The sequence below is a fragment of the [Chlorobium] sp. 445 genome, assembly GCA_002763895.1.
Classification (GTDB): Bacteria; Bacteroidota; Chlorobiia; order Chlorobiales; family Thermochlorobacteraceae; genus Thermochlorobacter.
Genome location: NSLH01000015.1, coordinates 12,069 through 34,137 on the forward strand (window position 1 = coordinate 12,069; position 22,069 = coordinate 34,137).

The 22,069-nt window shown below is 46.0% G+C and carries 20 protein-coding genes, 1 other RNA gene and 2 pseudogenes; 11 read left to right on the plus strand and 12 right to left on the minus strand.

Annotated features, from left to right (window positions below; all coding sequences use genetic code 11):
• Nucleotides 1-74: 74 nt before the first annotated feature.
• The gene (locus CMR00_07460; GenBank protein ID PIO47936.1) at nucleotides 75-830 is read left to right on the plus strand and encodes a superoxide dismutase; all 756 of its coding nucleotides are present in this window, start codon (nucleotides 75-77) and stop codon (nucleotides 828-830) included.
• Nucleotides 831-891: 61 nt separating this feature from the next.
• Here CMR00_07460 and CMR00_07465 read toward each other — a convergent pair.
• A pseudogene (locus CMR00_07465) lies at nucleotides 892-2,726 on the minus strand (AMP-dependent synthetase).
• Nucleotides 2,727-2,975: 249 nt separating this feature from the next.
• On the opposite strand from CMR00_07465, the gene CMR00_07470 reads away from it, so the two are divergent.
• Together CMR00_07470 and CMR00_07475 are read left to right on the plus strand one after the other, a co-directional pair.
• Complete coding sequence (locus tag CMR00_07470; GenBank protein PIO47937.1) at nucleotides 2,976-4,148, plus strand: hypothetical protein; 1,173 nt, start codon at nucleotides 2,976-2,978, stop codon at nucleotides 4,146-4,148.
• Nucleotides 4,082-5,599: a hypothetical protein gene (locus tag CMR00_07475; GenBank protein ID PIO47938.1), complete on the plus strand. Its 1,518-nt coding sequence runs from the start codon at nucleotides 4,082-4,084 to the stop codon at nucleotides 5,597-5,599. Before CMR00_07470 ends, CMR00_07475 begins: the two co-directional genes overlap by 67 nt.
• 40 nt (nucleotides 5,600-5,639) lie before the next feature.
• Here the strand turns inward: CMR00_07475 and CMR00_07480 are convergent, their stop codons facing one another.
• Nucleotides 5,640-6,617 carry a peptide ABC transporter ATP-binding protein gene (locus tag CMR00_07480; GenBank protein PIO47939.1) on the minus strand — a complete coding sequence of 326 codons (978 nt, stop codon included), beginning with the start codon at nucleotides 6,615-6,617 and terminating at the stop codon, nucleotides 5,640-5,642.
• 228 nt (nucleotides 6,618-6,845) lie between these two features.
• Between CMR00_07480 and CMR00_07485 the strand changes: the two genes are divergently transcribed.
• On the plus strand, nucleotides 6,846-8,225 hold the full coding sequence (locus CMR00_07485) for a dicarboxylate/amino acid:cation symporter (protein ID PIO47940.1): 1,380 nt from the start codon (nucleotides 6,846-6,848) through the stop codon (nucleotides 8,223-8,225).
• An 89-nt stretch (nucleotides 8,226-8,314) separates the two neighbouring features.
• Nucleotides 8,315-9,229, plus strand: coding sequence for a dTDP-4-dehydrorhamnose reductase (rfbD, locus tag CMR00_07490; protein PIO47941.1), 915 nt, complete (start codon nucleotides 8,315-8,317; stop codon nucleotides 9,227-9,229).
• Nucleotides 9,230-9,237: 8 nt separating this feature from the next.
• On the opposite strand, the gene CMR00_07495 is transcribed toward rfbD, so the two are convergent.
• Entirely contained in the window at nucleotides 9,238-9,744 is a 507-nt protein-coding gene (locus CMR00_07495) for a hypothetical protein (GenBank protein ID PIO47942.1), read from the minus strand.
• On the opposite strand from CMR00_07495, the gene CMR00_07500 reads away from it, so the two are divergent.
• Together CMR00_07500 and CMR00_07505 are read left to right on the plus strand one after the other, a co-directional pair.
• A complete protein-coding gene (locus tag CMR00_07500) occupies nucleotides 9,737-10,996 on the plus strand; it encodes a hypothetical protein (protein ID PIO47943.1) in 1,260 nt (419 codons plus the stop codon). The genes CMR00_07495 and CMR00_07500 overlap by 8 nt on opposite strands.
• Complete coding sequence (locus tag CMR00_07505) at nucleotides 10,984-11,547, plus strand: hypothetical protein (GenBank protein PIO47944.1); 564 nt, start codon at nucleotides 10,984-10,986, stop codon at nucleotides 11,545-11,547. Before CMR00_07500 ends, CMR00_07505 begins: the two co-directional genes overlap by 13 nt.
• 107 nt (nucleotides 11,548-11,654) lie before the next feature.
• Here the strand turns inward: CMR00_07505 and CMR00_07510 are convergent, their stop codons facing one another.
• Nucleotides 11,655-12,092, minus strand: coding sequence for a DUF4440 domain-containing protein (locus CMR00_07510; protein ID PIO47945.1), 438 nt, complete (start codon nucleotides 12,090-12,092; stop codon nucleotides 11,655-11,657).
• Nucleotides 12,093-12,114: 22 nt separating this feature from the next.
• Between CMR00_07510 and CMR00_07515 the strand changes: the two genes are divergently transcribed.
• On the plus strand, nucleotides 12,115-12,522 hold the full coding sequence (locus tag CMR00_07515; protein ID PIO47971.1) for a 6-O-methylguanine DNA methyltransferase: 408 nt from the start codon (nucleotides 12,115-12,117) through the stop codon (nucleotides 12,520-12,522).
• Nucleotides 12,523-12,565: 43 nt separating this feature from the next.
• Here the strand turns inward: CMR00_07515 and CMR00_07520 are convergent, their stop codons facing one another.
• The 4 genes and pseudogenes from CMR00_07520 to ffs form a co-directional block, all read right to left on the minus strand.
• On the minus strand, nucleotides 12,566-12,772 hold the full coding sequence (locus tag CMR00_07520; protein ID PIO47946.1) for a histone H1: 207 nt from the start codon (nucleotides 12,770-12,772) through the stop codon (nucleotides 12,566-12,568).
• A 31-nt stretch (nucleotides 12,773-12,803) separates the two neighbouring features.
• Nucleotides 12,804-13,475, minus strand: coding sequence for a fructose-6-phosphate aldolase (fsa, locus tag CMR00_07525; protein PIO47947.1), 672 nt, complete (start codon nucleotides 13,473-13,475; stop codon nucleotides 12,804-12,806).
• Nucleotides 13,476-13,527: 52 nt separating this feature from the next.
• Nucleotides 13,528-14,585, minus strand: a pseudogene (locus CMR00_07530) (deoxyhypusine synthase).
• 74 nt (nucleotides 14,586-14,659) lie between these two features.
• Nucleotides 14,660-14,759, minus strand: an RNA gene (ffs, locus tag CMR00_07535) — signal recognition particle sRNA small type.
• A 363-nt stretch (nucleotides 14,760-15,122) separates the two neighbouring features.
• Here ffs and CMR00_07540 point away from each other — a divergent pair.
• Both CMR00_07540 and CMR00_07545 read left to right on the plus strand, forming a co-directional pair.
• On the plus strand, nucleotides 15,123-16,595 hold the full coding sequence (locus CMR00_07540; GenBank protein ID PIO47948.1) for a potassium/proton antiporter: 1,473 nt from the start codon (nucleotides 15,123-15,125) through the stop codon (nucleotides 16,593-16,595).
• Between the two features lie 103 nt (nucleotides 16,596-16,698).
• A complete protein-coding gene (locus tag CMR00_07545) occupies nucleotides 16,699-17,910 on the plus strand; it encodes a tetracycline resistance MFS efflux pump (GenBank protein PIO47949.1) in 1,212 nt (403 codons plus the stop codon).
• A gap of 3 nt (nucleotides 17,911-17,913) precedes the next feature.
• On the opposite strand, the gene CMR00_07550 is transcribed toward CMR00_07545, so the two are convergent.
• From CMR00_07550 to CMR00_07560, 3 genes are all read right to left on the minus strand, one after another.
• Nucleotides 17,914-18,828 (minus strand): universal stress protein UspA, encoded by a 915-nt coding sequence (locus tag CMR00_07550; protein ID PIO47950.1) that lies wholly within the window; start codon nucleotides 18,826-18,828, stop codon nucleotides 17,914-17,916.
• 147 nt (nucleotides 18,829-18,975) lie between these two features.
• A complete protein-coding gene (locus tag CMR00_07555) occupies nucleotides 18,976-19,575 on the minus strand; it encodes an alkylhydroperoxidase (protein PIO47951.1) in 600 nt (199 codons plus the stop codon).
• Between the two features lie 75 nt (nucleotides 19,576-19,650).
• Nucleotides 19,651-20,217 carry an alkyl hydroperoxide reductase gene (locus CMR00_07560; GenBank protein ID PIO47952.1) on the minus strand — a complete coding sequence of 189 codons (567 nt, stop codon included), beginning with the start codon at nucleotides 20,215-20,217 and terminating at the stop codon, nucleotides 19,651-19,653.
• 279 nt (nucleotides 20,218-20,496) lie between these two features.
• Here CMR00_07560 and CMR00_07565 point away from each other — a divergent pair, with 279 nt between their 5' ends.
• Entirely contained in the window at nucleotides 20,497-21,090 is a 594-nt protein-coding gene (locus tag CMR00_07565) for an NUDIX hydrolase (GenBank protein ID PIO47953.1), read from the plus strand.
• On the opposite strand, the gene prmC is transcribed toward CMR00_07565, so the two are convergent.
• A complete protein-coding gene (prmC, locus tag CMR00_07570; GenBank protein ID PIO47972.1) occupies nucleotides 21,087-21,977 on the minus strand; it encodes a protein-(glutamine-N5) methyltransferase, release factor-specific in 891 nt (296 codons plus the stop codon). The genes CMR00_07565 and prmC overlap by 4 nt on opposite strands.
• Between the last annotated feature and the right edge of the window lie 92 nt (nucleotides 21,978-22,069).

Here is a 22,069-nt window from a genome sequence, read left to right on the forward strand (position 1 = left end):
TTAAATTTTAGTCTTGTAGATTTTCTGGTTTGCGACAAATTCTAACAATTTCTTAACCTAACAGCTTACTCTGTATGTCTCGTTCATCCTCTCGCCGTGATTTTTTGAAAACTGCTTCTTTAGCTTCAGCTGGTGCTGTGCTTGCAGGCTTACCTGTGCTTCGTGCCGATGCTGCACCCGCCTTGCATGCTCTTTACCTCTATGAACAAATTGTCGATGGCAGTGGAAAATATGTCTTGCCCGACTTGCCTTATGCTAAAGATGCACTTGAGCCTGTTATTGACAAAGCCACTGTAGAGCTACATCACGATAAACATCATGCAGCTTATGTTGCTGGCGCAAACAAAGCCGAGACTGAACTGCAAAAAGCACGTGAGGCCGGCGATTTTTCTCTTGTCAAGCATTGGTCGCGCGAACTGGCATTTCATGGCTCTGGACATATCTTGCACAGCATCTATTGGACAAACCTTACTTCACCTGCAAAGAGCGGCAAACCCAAAGGGGATCTAGAAAAAGCCATTGCTAGCGATTTTGGCAACTACGACAAGTTCAAAGCGCAACTTGCCAATGCTTCCATTTCAGTTGAAGCCTCAGGCTGGGGCGTCTTGGCTTATCAGCCTTTTGCAAAACGCCTGACTATTTTACAGTGCGAAAAACATCAAGACCTGACAACATGGGGCGCCGTGCCGCTTCTTGTAATTGATGTCTGGGAGCATGCCTACTACCTCAAATACCAAAACAAGCGTGCCGATTATGTCAATGCGCTCTTTTCTCTCATCAATTGGGAGAATGTTAGCGAGCGCTATGAGCTAGCACGCAAACTCGCTTAATTGGTACTGATTGACGCACATCAAAAGTCGTCTGCACGGGCGACTTTTGATGTGTTCACGCTCACTCCGTTTCGTAGACCACGCTCTTGTAGATTTCTTCCAACTCGTTTTTGAACTTTTCTTCGACGATTTTACGCTTGACTTTCAATGTTGGGGTCATCTCGCCGGCTTCAATCGTAAAGGGTTCAGGTGCCAGAATGAAGCGCCGCACTTTTTCATGACTTGCAAGTTCGCGTGAAATTTTTTGAGGTGCTCATCAAAGATTTTCTTTACTTCTTGCTTTTGCAACAAATCTTTGTTCGATTCAAATGGGATTTGGTTTTTCTCAGCAAACGCACGCACGGCATCAAAGTTTGGCACGATGACCGCCGTTAGAAATGGGCGCTTTTCACCTAACACCACGACTTGGTCGACAAACGGGCTATTTTGAATCATGTTCTCAATCGGCAGCGGCGCAATGTTCTTTCCACCTGAATTGACAATGATATGCTTTTTGCGGTCCGTAATTTTCAGGTAGCCATCTTCATCGATTTCCCCAATGTCGCCCGTGTGAAACCAACCGTCAGGCTCAATGGCTTCGCGCGTAGCGGCTTCATCACGCCAGTAGCCTTTCATGATGTTCGGACCACGCAACAGAATCTCCCCATCCGGCGCAATTTTTTGCTCCACATTTTTGATTGGCGGTCCAACTTTGCCGAACTTGATTTTCTCGATTCGGTTCACATGCGTTACAGGTGAGGTTTCGGTCAAGCCATATCCTTCAAGAATCGTAATGCCAATTGCTTCAAAGAATTCTCCTGTTTCTTTAGGCAAGGCGGCACCCCCCGAGACGAAATAACGAATACGCCCGCCAAATTTTTCTCGGACTTTGCTAAAGACAAGTTTGTCAGCAATTGCGCGTTGCAGCGCCAGCAGCGGTGAGACTTTACCTTCACGCTTAGCTTTGGCAAACTTTTGCCCTACATCAATTGCCCAGAGGAAAATCTTCTTGCGTGAAGCTGGACCGGCATCTAAATTTTTGTAGAGTGTCGACTTGATGCGCTCAAACAAACGCGGCACCGTTATCACAATCGTAGGCTTTGCTTCCGTAATGTTGAGACTGACCGTCTCAATGCTTTCCGCATAGTAGATTTCTGCTCCACACGCAAACATCACATAGTAGCCCGCCGTGCGTTCATAGGAATGACAAAGCGGTAAGAACGATAAGGCACGATCGCTACTATCAATCGGCAAACATGAGACACTGGACTTGATGTTTTCACAAATGTTTCGATGGGTCAGCATCACCCCCTTTGGCAAGCCTGTTGTACCGCTGGTGTAAATCAGCGTTGCCACATCATGCTCATCAATCTTTTCCAAGTGTTTAGACCAGTCGGGCATTTTTTCAGCAAAGGCTTTTCCAATACGCTGTGCTTCTTCGAGTTCAATCTCATCAGGCTCTTTTGATTCAATTGCTGTCATTGAGATCACATGCGAGAGCGAAGGGACATCTTTTTTGATTTTGCGAATTTTGTTGAGTTGCAAACCCGTAGAGACCACAATAGCTTTCGCTTCTGAATTTTGCAGAATGTAGGCAATTTGATTCGGCGGCAATGTCGGATACAACGGCACATCAATCGCACCTAGTTTGAGAATTGCCATATCAGCGACAACCCATGCAGGACGATTTTCCGAAAGAATGCTGACTCGATCGCCTTTACGAACACCGATGCTGTGCAAATACGCTGCAAATGCTTCTACCTGATCTTTGAGTTCATCATGCAAAATGCCTTGATATCGCCCATCAACTTTGCGCAGTAAGGCGTACCGATCGCGTCGCCCTTTGTAATGAGCAAACACGCCCTCAAACATTTCGGGCAGGGTCTTGAAGTTCGGATTGATAAGACTGTTTTCCATAGTTTTGCTGCTTTGTCAAGGTTAGTGTTTCACGCTGCGGGCTCGTTGATTTTCCTACATTTTCTGTATTTAGAAAAAATCGTGAAAAATAAAAAGCTGGTGTCTGTGTGCGGCGGAATTTGAGCAGCAGGACAAGCGCCTTCAGTCGAGCAAACTCCGTCCTTGCATAACGCTATGTTTTAGCCCTTTTTACATGGCTTCCTTCACATCCGAAAAGCAATTGCTCCAAAGCATTGTATATTTTCAGAAATGACCCAAGTAATTATGCAGGACGTGCGCATTTTAGTGCTCAACACATCTGCTTCAGAGCGCAGCGACCTCACGCAGGTCTGGCAAGCCACAGGTCGATCAATTGTCGCAAAAGAAGTGCGCACACGTGATGCGTTCTTAGAGGCACTTGCCTCAGAGCCTCCTGACTTAGTCGTCAATCTTTGTCTTTTCCCCGAACTCGATGGTCTTGCTGCCTTGCAACTGGCACAAGATGCTAATCTGAAAGCGCCTTTCGTGATTGTGGGCGAAAAACGTGGTACAGGTGCAGAAGAATGTCTAGCTGCTGGCGCAACCGCTTTCTTTGCAAAAGGCGAAGAAGGACAGCTCGCTGAGTTTATCAGACAGCTCAACAGCGACCAGCCAATGCCATCTAGTACTGCACAAACACCTCTATGCAATGTCGTGCTGTGGATAGAACCTCTGGCACTGCGCTTGAGAGTAGAAAAAATGCTACTGAAATTAAACGAGGTAAAGCTGGTGCCCTTTCCGTATAACACGCTTAGCCCCGTTCATACCCCTGACTTACTTTTTGCCTCACTCAATGAGCTCACACCTGCCATACCCAGCGATTGGTCCAATAAGCCCCTGCTGCTGCTTGTCAGCGAAGAACGCGAAGCCGAAGCGATAGAACTTGTTAGGCAAGGCGCACTGGGCTACATCTTGCTTGAACATCTTTCAGAGCCACGTCTGCACATCGCAATACATCAAGCCCTGCGACAGACGACCTTGCAAAATCAATACATTGACAAAATCAGCACGCTGCAGCAAACCCTGACAGACCTGCAAAGCCGACTCAATGCCACAGAGTCCGCACTAAAAAGACGAACAGCGCCACTCCGACTCCTTGAAAAAACACTCGCAGAGCAAGAACTCACTATTGCAGAACGCACAAAAGCACACGAGGAACATCTACTTAGCTTGCAGCAAACCCTGACAGACCTGCAAAGCCGACTCAATGCCACAGAGTCCGCACTAAAAGACGAACAGCGCCACTCCGACTCCTTGAAAAAACACTCGCAGAGCAAGAACTCACTATTGCAGAACGCACAAAAGCACACGAGGAACTTCAGCTCTGGTACAACGACTTGCAGTTGCATGCAAAGCGTTCTCGAGAACTGCTCGAGCACTCAAGCAGCCTTATTTTGCTTTTAGATGCAGATGCCATCATTACTGAGGCGCTTTCTTCTGCCGCAGAGCGTCTCCTTGGTTACTTGCGTAGCGAACTTGTTGGCAGGTCAGTTTTTGAGTTTGTGTTTGCTGACGATAGAGCCATAGCCGAAGCATTCTTTGCACAACAAGTTGCAGCCCCAGACGCTATACCACCAATGAAAGTGCGCATGGTGCGCAAAGATGGTCAGCCAATTCATGTGGAAATGGCTAGCCACAATCTCTTGCGCAATGAAAGCGTTGGTGCGATTCTTCTTAACGTGAGTGATGCTACAGCGTATGCACAGCTTGAGCAGCAGTTGCACACTGCTAAAAACGATTTTGATGCTCGCCTTACTGAACGCACACACGAGCTTTCCGAGCTCACTCAAAAATTGCAAGAAGAAACACAAGCACGCGCACATCTTGAAGATGCGTTGCAGCGAAGCCAAGATGATTTATGGAAGCTTTTCCGACTTAGCCCATTTGCTCTTGTGCTTTGCCGTGCCGACAATGGCTACACGCTTAATGTCAATCCGGCTTTTACGACACTTTCTGGTATGGCTTGTGAAGATACTTTGGGAAAACCTATAGATGCGTTGGGCATTGGTCTTAGTGCTGAACATCTTCGCGCTGTCGTTTCATTGCCGCCTGAGGCTGACACGCTTAAGCGTTTGAATTTTGAAGCAGATTTTCACACCAAAAGTGGTGAAGTGAAAAATGTAGCGCTAACGCTGCAGCCGGTTCAGTTAGCTCAAGAGCTCTGTATTTTGATTTTTGTGCAAGACCTGACGGCACATAAGCAAGCAGAAAACTTGCTCAAGCAATCGCTAACTGAAAAAGCAAGTGTGCTTGCAGACATTTATCATCAGGTCAGCAATGATTTGCAGGTCGTCTCAAGTTTGCTTTATCTGCAATCGCTCAAAGTGCACGATGCACAAGCCAGAGAGATTTTCCGAGAAAGTCAAAACCGCGTCAAGTCTCTTGCGTTGCTCTACGAGCAATTATGCCACACCCCAACTTCCTCGAAAGTGAACTTTGCTGAGTATCTGCACAATCTGGCTAGCGTACTTGCGGAGTCTTACAGCACATCTGCTGTGATTGAAGTGCAACCGAGCAATGAGCGTTTAGATTTGAGCATTGATTCTGCCGTGCCTGCTGGGTTAATTGTTACCGAATTGGTAACCAATAGCCTCAAATATGCTTTCCCTGAATCATGGCATTCTGCAGACGCACTTCAAAAAATCTCTATCTACACACACCAAAGCAGCGATGGCGAAATCACCCTGACGGTGCGTGATAATGGCATCGGATTAGACCACACTCAATCTATTGAGGCTCCGAAAACCTTAGGCTTGCGCTTGGTGAAGATGCTCACCGAACAACTTCACGGCAGGCTTGAAGCACTTTCAGAGGCGGGGGCAATTTTTCACATTCGCTTTCGTGATAAATCTTAAGTGTAAGTTATCCTCTCACTTGTCAAGTTACACTTAACACTCAGGCAGTTAAGCGCTGTGTATGCCAGCAGGCAGCAAAGTGTGCGGGCTCATATTCGACCAGCGAGGGCTTTTCGTTGCGACACTCCTCTGTAGCAAACGGACAGCGCATCCAGAAGTGACAGCCTTTTGGAAAATCTGTTGCGGGCGGCACGGTGCCTTCAATCACATGCAGTCGCTCTTGGCGCGCGCCTAAACGCGGAATTGACTTGAACAAGCCTTGTGTGTAAGGATGCAGCGGATTTTCAAAAATGTGCTCTACCGAGCCATACTCCACAATTTTTGAGGCATACATCACTGCCACTTTATCACTGACTTCTGCAATCACTCCTAAGTCGTGCGTGATCATAATGACGCCCATTGCCAGCTTATCTTGCAGGTCTGCAATGAGTTCCAAGATTTGTGCTTGAACAGTTACATCGAGTGCAGTAGTCGGTTCATCTGCGATGAGCAATTCTGGGTTGCACGAGAGCGCAATTGCAATCATGACACGCTGGCGCATGCCGCCCGAGAGTTGGTGCGGATATTCACGCGCGCGTTGTTCAGGCGCAGGAATACCCACACGTTTCAGCATCTCTATGGCTTTGTCGCGTGCATCTTTTGCAGAAAGCTTTTGGTGCAATTGCACGACTTCAGCAATCTGCTCGCCACATGTAAAGACAGGATTGAGCGATGTCATCGGCTCTTGAAAGATCATAGAGAGACGATTGCCGCGTATCTTGCGCATCTCTTCGTCCGAGAGTGCTAATAAATTTTTGCCATTGAAGCGAATCTCACCGCCTGCTATCACGCCCGGCGGTGTGGGCACAAGTCGCATAATCGAGAGTGCGCTAACCGATTTGCCGCAGCCCGACTCACCCACTAAGCCCAGTGTCTCGTTTTTATCGACACTGTAACTTACATCATCGACAGCTTTTGCCAGCCCGTCATCCGTCTGAAAGTATGTGCGAAGCGATTCTACCTCAAGAAGTTTAGGCATGGTATTATGTGTTCATCGCCGCACAAAATGCAAAAGTTTTAGCTAGAGAGGAAATTGCATCCAGCACACAGTGAAAGATTCGAGCAAAGCTATGTTGCAGAAGTTACTCCTGATAAGCGATTTGAGCTGCATTAAACTTTTTGAGCAAAAGTGTTATACTTCAAATTCGTGTCAGAAAAAATCATTTGGCAAACAACACCGCTTTGACGCGGGCAGATTAAAAGCACCATGTCGGCATCACTGCATCAAGGAGCGCGTAAAGGACTTGCGCTGCATACACAAATTTTCATTGGCTTATCAGCAGGGTTAGTGGCTGGTCTACTTGTCAATATCTTCTTTCCAAACGATGAGACCGTCAAGTGGATTGCAAAAGAAGTTGCCTATCCTATTGGTCAGATTTTTTTGCGTCTCATTTTTATGATTATTGTACCGCTGATTTTTTCTGCACTGGTGCTTGGGGTTGCAGATTTAGGTGATGTCAAAAAAATCGGTCGTGTCGGCATCAAGACCTTGCTTTTTACGGTAGTGATTACAGCGCTAGGTGTTGTCGTTGGCATTCTCTTGGTTAATCTCTTCCAGCCGGGCGTGGGGCTTTCAGAAGAAAGTCGCAATTTGCTGATGAGCACGCTCTCAAATAATCAAACCGTGAGCGGGATTTTGACCAGTGCCAGCGAAAGCAAAACCTTCACGCAAACGCTGCTGGATTTCATTCCACGCAATCCTTTTGTAGAAGTCACTTTTTTTCTTGACCCGAATTATCGTGGCGGTGGACTCATTGCGATCATGTTCTTTGCGTTGATTTTCGGTATTGCTATGACACTCTGCGACCCTGCTAGAATGGAGCCACTTTTGAAGGTCTTGCAAGCTATCAACGACGTGGTGATGAAAATTATTGACCTTGCCATGCGGCTTGCACCTTTTGGTGTTGCAGCGCTCATCTTTACCGCCACGTCGCAACTTGGCTTTCAAATTATTGCGCTCCTTGCCAAATATGTGTTCGTGGTCATCTTTGCACTTGCCTTTCATCAGTTCGTTACCTATGGCATCATCATCAAACTTGGTGCAAAGCGCAATCCAATTGAATTTTTCAAAGGTATTGTGGAAGTCATGCTGACCGCGTTCTCGACCAGTTCTTCAAATGCTACACTGCCCACCTCGATGCGCGTCTCGGTAGAAAATCTGGGCATCAACCGCGATATTTCAAACTTTGTGCTCACTATCGGTTCGACAGCAAACCAAAATGGCACCGCACTCTACGAAGGCATCACGGTGCTTTTCCTTGCGCAGTTCTATGGCATTGATTTAAGTCTGGGTCAGCAAGTTTTAGTCGTGATGCTTGCCATTTTAGCCGGCGTTGGGACTGCCGGTGTGCCCGGTGGCTCGCTGCCACTGGTGGTACTGGTCTTGCAGCAAATTGGTGTGCCTGTTGAAGGCATCGGTGTGATTTTAGGCGTAGATAGAATCTTGGACATGAGCCGCACGGTGGTTAATGTCACAGGCGATATCACGCTTGCGGCGTGGGTAGAAACCGCAGAACCCGTGCCGCATAGCAATTCGCCCATCGACGGTTTTGCAACAGCGCTGGAAGCCGAAAAAGTAGAAAGCTAAACACATCTACAGGCTTTGCGATGAATCTTTCTATCTTTGCACAAATCGATGCGTAAACTCAAAAAAATGTATTGTCAATGTCGTGTTAAATGTATAAGCGCGTTCTCATTACTGGCGCAAATGGCTTGGTCGGTCAAAAACTCGTCGAAGTTTTCTCTCAGGACCGCAATTTTGATTTGCTTGCCTGCGCCCGTCAGCCTACAGCTTACAACACTTCTGCAAGTTTCGGCTATCTCTCGCTTGATTTGACGCATCGTGGCGCTGTCAAAGACCTGATATGGAATTTTTCACCGAATTACATTATCAATGCTGCAGCTTTCACTGATGTCGATGGTTGTGAGCGCGAAAAAGAACTCTCATGGAAAGCTAATGTCACTGCCGTAGAAAATCTGATTGCTGCCGCTCGGCTTGTTGAATCGCGTGTCGTGCAAATTTCTACCGATTACATCTTCGACGGCAAAAATGGACCTTACGACGAAACTGCGCTTCCCAATCCGCTCAATTATTATGGACGCGAAAAATTAGCGGCAGAAAACGCCTTGCGCACATCAGGCGACAACTGGCTCATCGTACGTACCAATGTTGTCTATGGCATTGCACCAAAGGTCAAGAAAAATTTTGCCATCTGGCTTGCACAAGAGTTAAAGCACAATCGGCGCATCAATATCGTCGATGATCAGTATGGCAATCCAACATTAGCCGACGACTTAGCACGTGGGATTTATGAACTGGTGCGCCGTGACAAACGTGGTGTCTATCACATCGCTGGCGCAGATTTCATGTCGCGCTACACTTTTGCAAAGAAACTTGCAGAGATATTTGGCTACGATACTTCACTTATCGTGCCTATCAAAACCGCTGACCTCAACCAGCTTGCTGTGCGTCCCTTGCAATCTGGCTTGATTACGCTCAAAGCGCAGTCTGAACTGGGGATTAATTTCCTGACAGTCGAAGAAAGCCTCAAAATCTTCAAGCATCAATTTCTGGAAAGCATGGCGGCATGACGCCCTAACTACTCTTCCAACTCAATCTCTCCGTGCTGACGCCATCGCAATTTGCGCACAAGCCGACGCCCTTCATAGCGCTCATACTCTCCGCGTCCATCACGAAAAAGCTCGAGCCGCTCCTCACAGCGTGCATCCGCATTTAGCTCACGCAGTGTGTAGAATGTCGCATCCTCACGAATAGACCATGTCAGCAATCCTCTTGCGTTTGAAAATAGCGTATCAGCATACCAGAGAATTTTGCCACGCCGTGCATCTTTTGCAAGCAAAATCTCGAAAGCAGCAGCGCCAAGTGCATTGGGCTTTGTGAAGATACCTTTGCCGCCCAGCAGTCCTTTCTCAACGCCTGTGTAAAGTGAAGTTTCTTGTGCTTTATGCGAGCGCAGTTGTGCACTCGTATGAATGCTTGTTACAAGTTGATAGAACTTTGCACCAATAGCGTTAATGCGCACGGTTTCAGGATGAGAGTTGCTCAGCGAAGAAATTGTAACTAAATTTGGATGACGTATGAGCAAAAGCAGTTGCTCTGAAAAATCGCTCACCACGTACATTAGCATCGCAATTCCAACGAGGGCTCGCATCTTGGTCTTTCTGGATAAGGTTTTCTTTTCGAAAATTAGAAAGTTAATGATGAAACGATTTGCTCTTTTTGGTTTTGCGTATTTGCAAACACTGTGGCTTGCAACTCTCTCTGCTGTAGCACAACCTGCCTTGACACTTGACCTCACGCTCTCCGATGGTCGCACAGCTATGGACAAAGTTCCGTTCTACACCGTCCGAAACATGGATATGGTTGCCATCGCTGATATTTGCAGCGCTTTGCGCTTTGCGTTCGCGGAAACTTCACAAACCCTGACCGTTGCCACCGCTCAGCGTGATTCTTGTGTGCTTCGCACCGATAATCATTTTGCACTTGTCTGGCGCAATGGCAGTCCCAAAGAAGCTCTTCAACTTGCGGCTGCACCTGTGCTGCACGAAGGCAAGCATTACTTGATGCCGAAACATGTGGGCACATGGCTTGCTGCATGGCTTGGCGTTGGCGCAAGCTATGACCCGACAGCACGCAAACTCACGATGGTCTTCAAACCGATTGCCGATACAACCAACAAACCGCTTGCCACTGCGCCTACGAAAATCGATAGTGCTAAAGTTTCGCCTGCTGCGCCAGCACCGCCTGATACCACACTTGCCACAAAATCCGATTTAGATGCACGATATACCATTCCTATGCTCACGGTTGATGAAAAAGCCAACGGCATCATTATTCGCATTTTTGCCACACAACCTAATGTGCAGTACGAATTTATTCCGCCTGACGCCAATGGCATTGCTTACCTTACATTCGTCAAATCCACTGGCAATATCGCTGCACTGACACAAAAATTTCCAAAGACAAGTTTTCTCAAAAGCATTCAAGCGATTCGATTGAAGTCGGGGGCGCTGCAATTAACTTTTGAGTTAAATACAGCGCGCTATAAAATCAAGTCCAGTGAATTTGCACGTGAGCGTGGCTCGAATCATTTTCTGATGCTCATCTTGCGCGATGTCAATGTCGAGGAAATCTTGGAAAATGAAAAAGTCGAGCGCATCAAAAGTGAGCTGGAGCATGAGCGTGAGAAATGGAAATTAGACGTCATTTGTCTTGATGCCGGACATGGCGGCAAAGACCCGGGCGCAATTGGCTTCAGCGGCACTTATGAAAAGAATGTTACTTTAGGCATTGTGCTCAAGGTCGGCAAACTTATTGAAAAAATATGCCTGATGTGAAAGTTATCTATACGCGCAAGACCGATGTCTTTGTTGAGCTTGATGAACGTGGGCGTATTGCAAATAAAAATAATGCTAAACTTTTTGTCAGCGTGCACTGCAATGCCAGTCTCAATAAGAAAGCAGAAGGTACGGAAGTCTATCTTCTAGGTCTGCACAAAACCGAGGCTGCATTGAAGGTCGCCCAGCGAGAAAATGCCGTCATTGCTGAAGAAGCAAACTATCAAAATCGCTACAAAGACTATACCGATGAAAATTTGATTATGGTTACCATGGCGCAAAGTGCGTTCATGCAGCAGTCAGAAAAACTTGCTGAATTGGTTAGCAAGAATATCGCAGCGCGCACTGGCTTGCAGAACAATGGTGTCAGACAAGCAGGATTCATGGTGCTCTGGACACCGTCTATGCCCAGCATTTTGGTGGAGACGGGCTACATCACGCATGCAGAGAACGAAAAATTTCTTACTTCCGAAGCCGGACAACAGAAAGTTGCTGAAGCGATTTACGATGCGATTTTGAAATTTCAGTATGAATACCACGCACAGCGCTAGGCGTTTTTGTGTCGAGTCTTGATTTTGTAACGGTAGGCGTCAATATACGCGCAGTCATTTAGCCGAACACTCCCATATCACTTCAAGCCCCTTTTCAAGCTCGGGTGTTATATGGGGCTATCATCTTCGTGTTCTTCATCGGGGTTATGTGTGCTATCGGTCGGTCCTGCTTGATGCAGAATCATTTTCCATCCATCATCGCTGAATTCAAAGACATTGGTTGCCGCTAAGACAGCGCGTGCAGGCGTCTCAGAGGTATAGTTTGTTGCAAGCAGATGCTCGCGCAGCGTAACGATGCCAACACGCCCTAACACCACAGCTTCGACACCTTCCAGTTCAAATTGCAGTGCAGTTGTGCTTCGAAAAATCATTCGCCAGCTTTCCATCACATCGTCAATGCCTGAAAGGATATGCCAGCCCGGATGCAAGCATTTGACATATTGCGTCGGATGCCAGATTTTGCGCATTTTCTCGAGGCTTAGTGAGCTAAATGCATCATAGAAGCGCTCGTTGGCAAGCAACAATTCATCGGCTAAGGATTGCATGACAACAGCATCAGTTAAAAAAATGCAGACATTGCGTGCGCCCAAACGCCCATCGGCGAAACGCGCGTCAGAATCGCAAACACAGAACTTCTACACAAAAGTTTATGACTTAGTGCGGCGCGTGCCACCTGGCAAAGTTACCACATACGGTGCAATTGCAGAGGCACTTGGCACAAAACTCTCAGCGCGACTGGTCGGTTATGCCCTCTGTGCGGCAGTTGGTTCTGATGTGCCCGCGCATCGTGTGGTCAATCGCTTTGGTGCACTCACAGGCAAACATCATTTCGGACACCCTGACCTCATGAAGCAGTTGCTGCTTGACGAAGGCGTAACCTTCAATGACGATGATACGGTAAATATGCCGAAGCATTTATACACGTTTCGTCCTTGCTCTAAAGATCATGGCAAGAAAAACAAAAAGGCTACATGATAAAGTAGCCTTTTGCAAGATCTCGCACGGTTGCTCAAGCTGTTTATTCAGATGGGCTCTCTGAACTTTCACTTTGTTTCATCGCTTGCACTTCGTTGCGAATTTCCTGAGCTTTTCGTTTGAGCTCGGACATGTGCTTGCGTACGCGTGTGCCTGCCGCTTTCACACCTTTCTCATAAAATTTGCGGAAGTCCTCTTCCATATCTTCCACCATTTTTTTGAGTTCTTCATATGACTTGAGCGCGCTCATCTTTGACTTCAAATTTAAGGTTTGAACAAGCTTAGATCACGACTTTCTCACGCAGGGCTTTCGCATCATCCATAAACTTTTGCAAGCCACTATCGGTGAGCGGATGCTTGACTAGTTGCTCAATCACCTTGAACGGGATTGTGGCTACATCTGCACCTAATAACGCGCAGTTGATCACATGCACAGGGTGGCGAATGCTGGCAGCAAGCACCATGGTCGGAATTTCGTAATTGCGGAAGATCGTCACAATTTGTTCAATCAAGGCGATGCCATCGGTGCTGACATCATCGAGGCGACCGATAAACGGGCTGACGAAGGTTGCACCTGCTTTGGCGGCTAGCAGGGCTTGATTCGGTGAAAACACCAGTGTCGCATTTGTTTTGATACCGACCGTAGAAAAATGCTTGATAGCTTTGATGCCCTCGAGCGTGAGTGGACACTTAATCACCACATTGTCGTGAATGGCAGCAAGTCCTTCACCTTCAGCAATCATCTCATCGGCTTTGAGTGTTGTAACTTCTGCGCTGACGGGTCCATCAACAATCTCACAGATGGCTTTGATATGGTTCATAAACGCCTCGTAGGTGAGCGGTTTCACTTCCTTTGCAATCAGCGTTGGGTTGGTTGTTACCCCATCCAAAATGCCAAGACTTTGTGCTTGGCGTATCTCGTCCAAATTTGCCGTGTCAATGAAGAATTTCATCTTTCTGAAAGTTTAAGCGTTACATAAAGTCTACTCTCGCACTCTATGCACATTATGCGAAGGCTTCGGTCTTTTTGATAGCGGGCTTTGTTGCCAGCATATCGTTGAAGCGAAATCCTTTGCGTTGTGTCCAACTCTTTTTGTGGTAAGCATAGCCTGCCACCAGTGGGAATGTAACTGTTGCTTCGCCAAAAACCATCTGCTCAAACGACGTATCAACTTTGCCCCAAGAACTGGCTTCTTTGAGTGTAGAGCCTGAGAGCGCACCGTCGCGCTCGTCTGCCACAGTGAGTTGAACAGCATACTTGTGCATTGAGACATTCTCGTAGCCGAGCACTTCTGCGGCAACCACAATATCCTGTGTGAAGTTCTTTGGTACTCCGCCGCCAATCATAAAAATGCCTGTCGTTGGGTTTTCGAGTTTGATGCGTGTTAGTTCCAAAAAGTCTTTGCCTGAATCAAACGATACATGTGCTTCAGGATTATTCCACTGGTGATGCACAATCCCAAACCCTGCCGAGCAATCGCTAAAGGCAGGAATAAAAATCGGTACGCCTTTGCGGTAGCAGGCAAGAATAATGGAATTGGCATTCGGGTGATGTTGCTCAAGGTAGCGACCAAATTCGATCATCAATCACGCGAAGAATAAGGTTTTGGCGGCAGTGATCCAAAAATTTTTGACGTTGTCTCATCGCAGATGCGCAGTTCATCTTCGTCAATGTAAGTGTCGTAAATACGATCAATGTGCAGCTCTCGCAAGACATTGTCATCGACAAACGGCGTACCGATATAGTGCTTAAAGCCGAGTGCTTCGAAGAAATCTTGGTCAATGATGTTTGCACCTGTGGAGACGATAGCATCTACCATATGGTTTTCAACCAAATCAATGATGATCTGTTTCAGTCCTGCGCTGATGAGCGAGCCTGCTAGCGTGAGTATGATCGCACAGTCTTTATCGGCTAGCATCATATCGTAGATTTTTGCGGCACGTGCAAGGTTACGCGCTTGAAACGCCATTTTCTCCATCTCTTCAACCATCGGCACGACATTATACTTTTTGATGTCCAAGTGCTGAATCGTTTCTTTCAAAAAGTCTTGCTTTGTTGGCATGATACAGTTTCTCCTATGAATTTGTAAGTTAAAAGAACTTGAGTAGTCAAGACCAAAAGTGCATCAAAATAAATTAAGGGCAAGCGGACTATATCACACGCTTGAGCAGACTGGATGCTGCTTCCTTCCGGACCTGACATGGTTGAGTCGCCCAGCGTTGTATAGGACTTGCCCAATTTCGTAATGGCGCCCTTGCTAAAACAAGGCAGGGGTGCAAATATAGCGTAATCGAATGGTTTTGTCAAGACGTTTAGCTATTGCTTAGCGTCAGGGTTCTGATCCAACTTGGAACTCTAAGATGATGGGCGTGCTCACCTCCCCAGGAGAACAATGAACTGCACACAGAGCCTCCAAACGGAACGATGAGCCAGATTTTAACGCTCTGATTCTGATTTATATTTATGCAACATGACAGTGCCGATAGTATAGCAAAATTCAAGACGCCACACTAATGGCATCTTGCTCAAAAATGAGATAGCAAGCCGATTTATGGCAAGTATAAGAAATTTATAAAAATAAAACTTATACACCGTAGTAATGACATTAACAATTGAAAACATCATTCTAATTGGATCGATATTACTCTTCATTAGTGTTATTATTGGAAAGACATCTTACAAATTTGGTGTTCCTACACTGGTACTGTTTTTGGCAATTGGCATGTTAGCAGGCTCAGATGGGGTTATAGGCATTCATTTCGATGATCCCAAAATCGCTCAGTTTATTGGCATTTTTTCTCTAAACTTTATTCTATTCTCTGGTGGGTTGGATACTAACTGGTCTTTTGTAAAGCCAGTTCTTAAAGAAGGCATCTTATTATCAACATTAGGAGTTTTGCTTACAGCGATTGTACTTGGCATATTTGTCTGGCTAGTTACAGATTTAACCATTTATGAAAGTATGCTTCTCGGCTCTATTGTTTCCTCAACAGATACAGCAGCAGTTTTCTCTATTTTACGTTCAAAAAATCTCTGCTTGAAAGGTAATCTTAGAGCTACTCTTGAATTGGAAAGTGGAAGTAATGATCCGATGGCTTATGTCCTTACCATCACATTTTTGAGTCTGGTAACTACTGAGGCACAAGATGCAATTTCTGTTGCTAAGTTATTTTTTCAACAGATAATATTGGGCGGACTTGCTGGTTTTGCCTTTGCAAAGCTAAGCAAATTTAGCATCAACGAAATTAAACTTGACTATGAGGGACTTTACTCTGTTCTAGTTATTGCTTTAATGTTTATTACGTTTTCAGTAACAGACTTCTTAAATGGCAATGGCTTCTTAGCAATCTACATTTGTGCAATTTATCTTGGCAATCAAAATCTAATACACAAGAATACCATTCTGAAAATGTATGACGGTTTAGCATGGCTGATGCAAATCATCTTATTTCTCACTTTAGGTCTACTGGTTTCTCCTAAAAACATCGTACCACACATCGGTCTTGGTTTACTTATTTCGCTATTCCTCATTATTGTTGCACGACCTGTAAGTGTGTTTCTTACTTTAATTTTTACTAAACTTGATTTTCAATCAAAACTTTATATCTCGTGGGTAGGCTTACGTGGTGCCGTACCTATTGTATTTGCAACTTATCCATTAATAGAAGGTGCTGAGCAAGCCGAAATAATTTTTAACATTGTTTTCTTTATTTCATTAACATCTGTTCTTATTCAAGGCACAACTTTGCCTGTTGTAGCAAAGTGGCTCAATGTCACTTCACCCAAACCAAGACAATCTATACCTGAAGATGACAACACTCTCCCCGACCTACCAAAGTCATTTATGAAACAATTTAAAATTCATCCCGATTTCTACGCCGTCAACAAAAGAATCGTTGATTTGAATTTCCCAAAGTCTGCATTCATTGTTCTCATTAAAAGAAATGGAAAGTATATTCGTCCTGGCGGCTCTACACAAGTAGAGGCAGACGATGTTGTAATAGTCTTAGCAGATAGTGAAAAAGAATTTGAAAAAGTTCATCAGTGTCTAAGCTACCCTCAAGAGGTATAATTTAGATTGGAATCATACGGAGTGCTTTATTGAAAACTAACACTTTTTGTATCTTAGCAAAACTTTTGCCTCTCAGCAAGGCGCATGTAGCAGATTTGTTTTTATGAAACCATCTCCATTTGTCATTCTCTTCTTCACGGTTTTCCTTGACCTTATCGGCTTTGGAATTGTCTTGCCGCTCTTGCCAAACTATGCGCGTGAACTCGGCGCGTCTCCGCTCCTCATTGGTATCGTAGCGGGCAGTTACTCTTTAATGCAGTTTTTTTCCGCACCAATTTGGGGCAGCATTAGCGATAAAATCGGACGACGCCCTGTTATCCTCATCAGCGTGCTGACTTCAGTTGTCTCATACCTTATCTTCTCACAGTCGCATTCAATTCTGCTGCTATTGCTCTCGAGAATCTTAGCAGGTATTGGCTCGGCAAATGTTGGGGTTACACAAGCCTACATTACTGACATCACCACGCGTGAAGAGCGCTCCAAAGCCCTCGGTATTCTCGGTGCCGCATTTGGCTTAGGCTTTGTATTAGGACCGCCAATCGGCGGCACAATTAAGTCCGCTTATGGCATTGAACAGGTTGGCTATCTGGCAGCCGCACTCACTTTGCTCGACTTTGTACTGGCATATTTTCTGCTGCCTGAATCGCTCAAAGAAAAAAAGGCAGGCAGTATTACTTTTGCGGGCTTGCAAGTAGGAACCTTTATCAAGGCATTTCAGCAACCCGCTATTAGCCGATTGCTGATCATTGGCTTTTGCTTTGTCTTTGCATTCGTCAATATGCAAATCTCTGTGCCCCTGCTGTGGAAAGAGCATTACAATCAAACTGACCGCGCCATTGGCTATCTCTTTGCATTTGTGGGTATTGTCTCCGTTGTAGTCCAAGGCAGCTTAATTGGCAAAGTCTCACGCAAGTTTGGAGAGCGTAAAGCATTGGTTGCAGGGTTAGCCACCATGTGCGCAGGCATTACACTCATTCCTTTCGTGCCAGAAGGCATGTTGTTCTCATTTGGCTTAATCACCTTAGCCTTGCTTGCTATTGGAAATGGATTAGTTACCCCTCTAAATACTTCTTTGATTTCACTTTATACGAAGTCAGAAGCGCAAGGCGAAATTTTAGGCGTCGCACAGTCTATTGGTGCACTTGGCAGAATTATGGGACCACTTTCAGGCAGTCTGTTGTACGGGCTCGATAGCCATGCGCCGTATTTGGTTGGTGGCATTTGCTTGCTTATTAGCGTTGCACTTGCGCTCTCGCTCTTTACTTTTGAGGTGAGTGAGCATGTGAGCGCTACACCTGATACACAAATACAGTAAGGCTCACATCAAATACGTTCTATCGGCACGACTGAGCTCATATCTAAATGCAGGCGCAGGCAGTTTAATTGTCATGATTGGTACTGGACTGCGCTCTGCCACATTCTCTGCAATGCTGGGGTTGATTAGCTCACTTAGCCGCGTACGCTCGTGCGTTGTCATGATGATTAAGTCTGCTCCAATGTCTTCGGCAAAATTTAGCACGCCTGTCTCTTCGCTTTCATCGTTGTAGATGTTTAGCGTGTAATTTTTGGGTTTTGCTTGCTCGAGAAAGTCTTGGAACACTTTATTTGTGTAGCGTGTAGTCTCAAAACGCGCTTGCGTATTGATACGCACAAGATGCAATTTCGCACCAAAGCGTTCCGCAAATCGCTGCGCATTAGCAAAGGCGTCATACACTTCCCCATAAAAATTTGAGGCAAAAACAATGTTGCGCAGTTCCGCTGGAAAATGTTCGTTCTTGATGCTTAGCACAGGACATGGCGCCTGATGAATCACTTTTTCGGTCGTAGAGCCAATAAAAATTTTCCGAAGACCTGTAACACCATGCGAGCCCATCACAATTAAATCAATAGATTTTTGAGTTGCGTAATCACAAATCATTTCGTATGGTGTACCTTGCTCGACAGCAAACTGCACTGAAAAGCCTGAAAACGGCGGTTCTGACACCATGGATTTAAGTTTTTGGTAGGCTTCACCTGCCAAACGTTGCCGCTCTTCCATATTCCACATTTCGTGCGCAGCACTAAACGCATACTGCGGCACATCTACAACATACAAAAGATGCACTGTTGCACCAGTTTTTTTAGCCAGTGAAAGTGCTGCACGACTTGCCCAGTCAGAGTGCTTTGAAAAATCGGTAGGAACAAGAATGGTTTTCATAACTGCTCTCCGAAGAGTTAAAGAAATGCATGACATAACGCCAGTCCTTGGCGCAAGCGCAATTTGAAAAAAGTTTTGGGAATTTGAAACGGCTTTGCAGGCGGAACAGACAACAGACTTACTCGAACAACAAGAGGCGAGTTGTTCTCGCCTCTTATTCTCTTTTAGCAGTATCGCATGTGTTCATGACGCACTAATCGGCTCAATTTCGTGCATATTGACCGCTAAGCCACGCACAACTGCTGCTAAGCGAATCGCATCAAAAATCATTTCTTGCGAGCCGCCTTGCTCGCGCACGGACTTTTCGTGGCTATTGACGCACACTTCGCAGCCATTGACCGCACTGACCGCCAGAGATACCAGTTCAAAGAAGAGTTTTGGCGTTACAGGTCGTGCCATGATGGTCATCTTAATACCCGCTGGCATTTGCTCATAGGCTTTGTTTTCAGAAAAATGTCGGAAGCGGTAGAAGACATTGTTCGTCGCCAGCAGCGAAGCAATGGCGTGCATTTCTGCAATTTCAGCGTCGGTTGCACCATGTTTACGCGCCTGTTCAGTAAAAGCAAGAATCAGTGGCAGGCTGCGCTCATTTACGGCAACAGCGAGCGCTAGCAAATACGCATTCTTCTTTCCACCCAGCGACGGCGACTCCAACACATTCTTCAAATTGATGCGCAAATCACGAATGTATTTGTAATCGCCCTTCACATAGGCGTCAAGGCTAACAAAGGTACCATCGCTAATGCCTAAATCAGCCAGAAAGTCTTTACGAGTTTCTTCCATGGTTTTATTTTTTTGAAAAGCGTTATCGTCAAAAAAGCAGCAAGGGCGACCGCAGTCGCCCTTACCTCATAAGGCTTAAGCTTCGACCAGCGAACCACCTTCAACTTTGAGCGTCTTTTCACCCTCTTTCCAGTTGCAAGGGCAAAGTTCGCCTGTCTGCAAAGCTTCAAGCACACGCAGTGTCTCGTCGATATTGCGTCCAACATCGAGATTATTAACACTCACCCACTGAATTGTGCCTTCAGGGTCAACGATGAATGTTGCGCGCAAGCAGACTTCTTCTGGACCATACAGAATACCCAGTGCCCGCGAAAGATGCTTGCCATGGTCAGAAATCATTGGGAATTTCAAGTCCCGCAAATCCTCGTGACTCTTGCGCCACGCTAGATGCACAAACGCCGTGTCCGTGCTTGCGCCATAGAGCACCGCATCGTTGTCACGGAAATCGCTGTAGCGGTCATTGAACCCTTTAATTTCCGTCGGGCAAACAAACGTGAAGTCCTTCGGCCAGAAGAACATCACCATCCACTTGCCTTGCTTGCGGTGATCGTTTGAGGAAATTTTGGCGAACTCTTTGCCTTTTTCAAGTGAAACGACGGCATCGAGTTCAAATGCGGGGAACTTGTCTCCGATAGTGAGCATATCGATCCTTTCTGTTTGATTTAGATTGAGTTATAGTTGTTTTTTTAATGAGACTAATTATCATTAGCACTAGATGTATGTCCTATACGGAATGTCAGTGAAAAGAGTTTCACTGAAATGTGCTCAGGAATGTGGTTAAGAAATGCTTGAGTTGATACGCGGCGCAAAGATACAATGCGATCGGCAAGTTTGAAAGCCTGCGGAAAAAAATTAGCCTCGGCACTGCAAAATGTTTATCTTTGCTGCACCTAACCAAATGACGACCAAATGACGATTTGAATGCCGCGCATCTATCCCAACGATCCAAAAGCATGGAAGACTCTTGAGTCCAGGTACATTTTTCAGAAATCACCGTGGCTGATGCTGCGTCAAGATAAAGTTGAGCTGCCCAGTGGCGCTGTGATTGAAGAGTTTTATGTCTCGGAGTATCCCACTTGGGTTAATGTGATTGGGGTTACGAAGGAAGGTAACCTTGTGCTAATCCGTCAGTTTCGGTATGCCATTGGCAAAGTGTATTTCGAGATTCCTGCTGGCGTTGTCGATGAAGGTGAATCACCACTTGAGGCTGCTCAGCGTGAACTTTTGGAAGAGACCGGCTACGGTGGTGGCAAGTGGCAGCCTTGGATGCAGCTTTGTGCAAACCCGTCGATTCAGACCAACACAACGCATACATTTCTTGCGCTCGGGGTCGAGCCATTGCAAGCTCAAAACTTAGAGCATACCGAAGAGATTGTTGTGCATTTGCTCTCTCCTAGCGAAGTTGAAGCTGCGCTCAAAGATGGCGATGTCATTCAAGCTCTACATGCTGCGCCGCTCTGGAAATATCTATTTTGGCTACGCACATCTGATAGAGATAGCTTTCAGAGCCGTTAGTTTGATGCTACCTGCTCAGCAATAGCAATGCGTGTGATGCCTTGATAATCATTCTTGAAGCTAATGTTTTGAAAGCCGCCCTGCTCTAAGATCGCACCGACTTTTTCTTTGCCGTCAGCGTGCAGTTCAAAGTAAAGTTTGCCGCCTGCACGCAAAAGTGAGCGTGCATCGCTTGTGATTTTTTCATAAAACTCAAATCCTGAATTGGTAAAAAGCGCAAGATAGGGTTCGAAATCGCGCACTTCTCTTTGAAGACTTTCTTTCTCTGAAAGTGGAATGTAGGGCGGATTGGAGACAATAACATCAAAGGACTTTGAAAAGTAAGACACAAAATTAGGGCTCAGTGCATCCAGGCATAGAAATTCAATGCGCGCTTGCACATCATGGCGTGCCGCATTGCGTTGAGCCACTTGCAGCGCATCGTTACTGATATCAATCGCCGTGAGTGTTGCCTGCGGTAGAGATTTAGCAAGTGCAACGGCAATTGCACCGCTGCCTGTGCCAATGTCCAAAATCGATGGTGCATTCGCTGCAAAATCATCAATTACTTGCTCCACCAACAGCTCTGTTTCTGGGCGCGGAATTAACACTGAAGGATTGACTTCGAACTTTAAGCCAAAAAATTCTTCTTGACCGAGAATGTATTGCACTGGTTCGCCCGATAGCCGGCGGCGAAAAAGTGTGCGAAACTGCTCTAACTCTTTTTGAGAGAGGGGTTGCTCAAAGTTCATGTACAGTTCGACGCGTTGCAATCCAAGCACAGCGGCAAGCAGCAACTCTGCGGTTAGGCGCGCATCGCTGAATCCTTTTTGTTTGAGAAAATCTGCACTCGTTTTTAACAGTGAGATCACCGTCCATTCTTTTTCTGAAGAACTTACTGAGCTCATTGTCTTGACAAATTTTTTATGACAGTGAAGATGTAAGTCAGACACCAATGATAGCGCAAAAGACGCTTGCGACACAAAAAATGCAAACGAAA